This window comes from Accumulibacter sp. (assembly GCF_031732815.1).
Taxonomy (GTDB): Bacteria; Pseudomonadota; Gammaproteobacteria; order Burkholderiales; family Rhodocyclaceae; genus Accumulibacter.
Genome location: NZ_JAVMKF010000155.1, coordinates 1 through 4,580 on the forward strand (window position 1 = coordinate 1; position 4,580 = coordinate 4,580).

The 4,580-nt window shown below is 63.7% G+C and carries 5 protein-coding genes; 3 read left to right on the top strand and 2 right to left on the bottom strand.

Going from position 1 to position 4,580, the window contains the following annotated elements:
• The coding region (locus RKP46_RS10485) for a glycosyltransferase family 4 protein (protein ID WP_311106594.1) at positions 1-1,470 on the top strand (1,470 nt) is incomplete at its 5' end.
• Between the two features lie 129 nt (positions 1,471-1,599).
• The gene (locus RKP46_RS10490) at positions 1,600-2,091 is read left to right on the top strand and encodes a cyclic nucleotide-binding domain-containing protein (RefSeq protein WP_311106595.1); all 492 of its coding nucleotides are present in this window, start codon (positions 1,600-1,602) and stop codon (positions 2,089-2,091) included.
• Between the two features lie 71 nt (positions 2,092-2,162).
• Here RKP46_RS10490 and RKP46_RS10495 read toward each other — a convergent pair whose 3' ends face one another.
• Positions 2,163-2,552: a CZB domain-containing protein gene (locus tag RKP46_RS10495; protein ID WP_311106596.1), complete on the bottom strand. Its 390-nt coding sequence runs from the start codon at positions 2,550-2,552 to the stop codon at positions 2,163-2,165.
• Between the two features lie 104 nt (positions 2,553-2,656).
• Positions 2,657-3,709 (bottom strand): HD domain-containing phosphohydrolase, encoded by a 1,053-nt coding sequence (locus RKP46_RS10500; RefSeq protein ID WP_311106597.1) that lies wholly within the window; start codon positions 3,707-3,709, stop codon positions 2,657-2,659.
• Positions 3,710-3,973: 264 nt separating this feature from the next.
• On the opposite strand from RKP46_RS10500, the gene RKP46_RS10505 reads away from it, so the two are divergent.
• Positions 3,974-4,580 (top strand): PAS domain-containing protein (locus tag RKP46_RS10505; protein WP_311106598.1); only part of this gene is annotated, 607 nt, incomplete at its 3' end.

Consider the following 4,580-nt stretch of genomic DNA (forward strand, 5'->3'; position numbering starts at 1 on the left):
GCGAGCGACAGCGCCTCGCGCATGAAATACTCGTCGTTCATCATCGGACGAATTCTAGCGCAGTCTGCCCGCCGCCCCGGCAGCGACTGTTCGCCGGCGTTCCGGCCGGCCGGGAAGCGTTCTCGACAAGGCGAAAACCGGCTAACATCGTCGCTCGCTCACCGTCTGTCAACCGAGACGCCTTGGCGCCGGCTGATGGCGCCGTTTCCCTCCCGCCTGTCCATGCGCATCCTTTTCGTCCATCAGAATTTTCCCGGGCAATACAAGCACCTCGCTCCGGCGCTGGCGAATTCGCCGAAGAACGAGGTCGTCGCCATCGGCGAAGAAGAGAACCTGCGCCGGCAGGCAAGCGCTTTCCATCCACGCCTGAAGGTCGTCGCCTATGCGTCGCCGCAAGGGGCTTCGGCGCAAACGCACCACTACCTGCAGAGCAGCGAAGCGGCGGTTCGCCGAGGTCAGGCGGTGGCCAGGCTGGCGCTCGCCTTGCGCCGCGAGGGCTTTGTTCCGGACGTCATCTGCGCACACCCGGCCTGGGGTGAAGCGCTTTTTCTGAAGGATGTGTTCCCCAGCGCGCGCTTGCTGCTCTACCTTGAATTCTTCTACCGAGCGAGCGGTTCGGACATGGGTTTCGACCCGGAATTCCCCTCCGGCTTCGACGATCAGTGCCGCTTGCGCGTACGCAACACGATACAACTGATCAGCCTGGAAGCCGCTGACCTTGGCGTCAGTCCGACCGCCTGGCAGCGCGACCAGTATCCAGGCCCGTTCCAGCAGCGCATCGAAGTCATCCATGACGGTATCCGAACCGATGTCGCGCGTCCGGCGCCGGTGGACGACTTCATTCTCCCGGCCGGGCGCGGCAGACTGCGCCCGGGCGACGAGGTGATCACCTACGTTGCACGCAACCTTGAACCGTATCGCGGTTTTCACATTTTCATGCGCGCCCTGCCCGCCGTCCTCGCAGCGCGTCCGCAGGCGCAGGTGTTGATTGTCGGTGGCGACGAAGTCAGCTACGGGCGCCGCTTGCCCGACGGCGAGACCTACCGCAGCCGCTACCAGCGCGAGCTTGGCGACGCGCTCGACGATCAGCGGGTGCACTTTCTGGGCAGAGTCCCTTACGGAAGATTCCTCGACGTTCTGCGCCTGTCGAGCGCACACGTTTACCTGACCTACCCTTTCGTCCTTTCCTGGTCGCTGCTCGAAGCGATGTCCTGCGCCTGCCCGGTGATCGCGTCCGATACGCCACCCGTACGCGAAGTCATCGAGGCAGGGAGAAACGGGCTGCTGGTCGACTTCTTTTCCCATCAGCAACTGGCGACCGAGATCGTGCAATTGCTCGCCCAGCCTGATCGCCTGCGGACACAGCGCGCCCAGGCTCGGCGCGACATGGAGCAGCGCTTCGATCTCGAGCGCAACACGCTGCCGCGCCTGCTGCGGCTGGTCGAGCAGCTCGCCGAGCGTCCCGGCTGAGCGGCGGGTGCGCGCGGCGAAGCGCTACACGAGCGTGCACGGGCTTCCGTTCGTCGGCCGGCAAGCGCAGAATGGACCTGCACCCCGGCCAATCGGCCGCGCGCCGCTCAACAACTTCAAGGACGGACCGTGGAGACAGTCGCCTTTCTGCAGCAGCAGCCGCTCTTCGGCGGCGTCGACGACCGGGCGATGGGCTGCATCCTGCCCTTGTTGCGCGAGCTGAGCTTTGTCACTGGCGAGGTAATCGTGCATGAAGGCGAAGAAGGCGACTCGCTCTTCGTCATCTGCAGCGGGCGTGTCGAAATCCTGAAGAGCAGCGATTCGGCGGGCAGCGAAACAGGGCGCCGTATCGCCACGCTTGGCGTCGGTGACGTTTTTGGCGAAATGGAACTGATCGACATGCAATGCCGCTCGGCAACGGTGCGTGCGCTTGAGCCGGTTTCTGCGTTGGCCTTGTCGAACGGCGGCTTGTTCCAGATCTACGAATCGGACCTGCCGACGTTTGCCCTCATCGTCCTCAACCTGGCGCGCGAACTCAGCCGCCGCCTTCGCCGCCTCGACGAGCTGGCAGCGCGAACGGCAGCGACCGGCGAGCCACAGACCGACGACCCGCGACCTTGACCGACCCATCGGCGGGCACGCTCAGCCGGGCAGCAGTTGGTCATCGCGCCGGCGCTGCCGCGTTGTGGTGGTCAGTCCGTATGCTGCAGCGCCTTCTGCCAGGCGCGGATGGCCAAGGCCAGGCGGCCCGACATCGTAAGGTATTCGCCGTACAAGATGCGATAGGCTTCGAATACTTTCCCCTGCGCGGCAAGCTCCAGCACACGCGCGCCAACCTGATGGAACTCGGCGTGCAGCGCCCTGACTTCCCGGTAGTATTCGGTGGCCCTTTCTTCCAGCGACAGGGTAGGACCGTACAGCCACCTGCCAAAGGGACATTTATCGTCTGCCCGCACGCACTCGGCGCCCGGCGTCGTGGCGGCATTGACGATGGCTTGCCTGAGTTCGGACATCCAGATCACGTGCGCCGCCAGCGCCGCTTCGAGTTCCTTCACCTTATCCACCCCTCTGTTCCACTTCATCGTCCCCCACGCGTCATCGCCAATTGGTAAGCGGCTGGCCGGCCATTTTACATCCGCGGCAACATGGCCAGTGAAAATCGGCCTCGGCGAGCTCGCTGAAAAATTCAGAAATCTTCCGGCGCTTCGTCCTGAAAGCGCAAACGGATGGCCACCACCTCGTCCTTGCGGGCGAGGAAGACCTTGACGCACTCCGGATCGAAATGCGCCCCGGCGTTCGTCTCGAGATAGGCAAAGGCGCGCTCCAGCTCCCAGGCGCGCTTATACGGCCGTTCCGAGACCAAAGCGTCGAAGACATCGGCCACGGCAACGATCCGGCCGTCAAGCGGGATGGCCGATCCAGCCAGGCCCGCCGGATATCCCGAACCGTCGAAGCGCTCGTGGTGCGCCAGCGCGATCGAAGCTGCTGCCTGGAGAACTTTCGACTGGCTGCCGGCGAGCAATTCGAAACCAAGACGCGCGTGCCCGCGCATGATGGCGAACTCCTCTGGCGTCAAGCGGCCAGGTTTGAGCAGAATGGCGTCAGGAATACCGATCTTGCCGACATCGTGCATCGGCGCTGCCTGCAAAATCAATTGCTGAGCATCCGCCGCAAGGCCCATGCCGGCGGCAATCAGGCGGGAAAAATGCGCCATCCGCTGAATGTGGGCGCCGGTTTCCGGGTCGCGAAACTCGGCTGCGCGCGACATCCGGAAGAGGAGTTCCTGTTCGCGCTCGTGAATCACGGCGGTTGCCTTGGCGACCTCTTCGGCCAGCCAGGCAGCCCGGTCAGCGAGATGCTTGCGAGTCGTGTTGAGCGCCAGCAGATTGCGTGCGCGCGCGGCAAATTCCATCCGGTCGACCGGCTTGGTCAGGAAATCGGTCGCTCCGACCTCCAGCGCGCGGTAGCGAACCTCCCGATCGTCGTTGGCGGTGATCATCAGCACCGGCAACTCGGATCGCTCAGGCAGCCGGCGCAGACGCGAAATGAACTCGATCCCGTCCATGACCGGCATCATGTAATCAACAATGACCAGATCGGGGAGGTTTTCTGCGCACCAGGCGAAGCCCGCCGACGACTCGGCGAAGGCATGCGCCTGGCAACCGCCCAGCTTGCCCACCAAAGCCTTGAGCAAGGCAAGATTGATATCGCTGTCATCGATAATGGCGACCACGTTCATCGGGCTTCTCCGGGCGACGGTGGCGAGTATAGCAAGAGCGCGGCAGAGCAGGACAAACGCCGCGTAGCGTAGCCTCGGCACGCACCGTCGAGCACGCGCGAACAGGCCGGCAAACGCCAGTAACCTTCCGCCGGCGCACGATTGAGCGACTTCTCCCAGGCGTAGCGGGCTAACTCGTATAATCGCGCACTGGGCGGAGACTTGCCGCCGTCGGACCCGCAGACAGACCGGCAGCTTTCCGTGTTACAAGAGGATGTGCCCGCGATGGAAGAACTTGCCTGGAACAGCCACTTGGCATCCGTTGGGCGGCTGCCGGTTGCCGGCTTGCTGAGGCTTCTGATGCAGGGACCGGCGCCGGTTGGCATCGGCATCAAGGGGCTCGACGGCCGTTACCGGATCGCCAACGAGCAAATCGAACGGCTGTTGTGCCCACACGGCGGGGTACTTTGCGGCAAATCGGAAAGCGATCTCCTGCCGGCGGACATCTGCCAATTGCTCGACCACGCCGAGCGCCAGTTGCTCGCCGGTCAGGTTTCGCCCGCGGTGTGCGTCGATCTGGCGATCAATAGCCGGATCAATCGTTGCGTCTGGTCAAAGCTGCCTGTCCTTGGGCCGGACAATGTGCTGGAAGCGATCGTCTCGCTCGTCTTCGACGCCGCTCATGCGCAGGAACTCGACCACCTGCAGCAAACCAATCAGCACTTGCAACTCATGGTCGACCGCCTTGAGCTGCTCGCCGGCACCGACAAACTGACTGGCGCATGGAGCCGGCTGCGACTGGAAGAGTCCATCGAGCGCGAGATCGACCGCCTGCAGCGCTACGGCCAGCCCTTGAGCGTGATGATCATCGACGTTGACTTCTTCAAGCAGA

What these genes read in the sequence shown, in the direction of transcription:
- RKP46_RS10495 (WP_311106596.1), bottom strand. Translation starts at nt 2,552, where the DNA reads ATGAAGTGGAACAGAGGGGTGGATAAGGTGAAGGAACTCGAAGCGGCG.
- RKP46_RS10500 (WP_311106597.1), bottom strand. Translation starts at nt 3,709, where the DNA reads ATGAACGTGGTCGCCATTATCGATGACAGCGATATCAATCTTGCCTTG.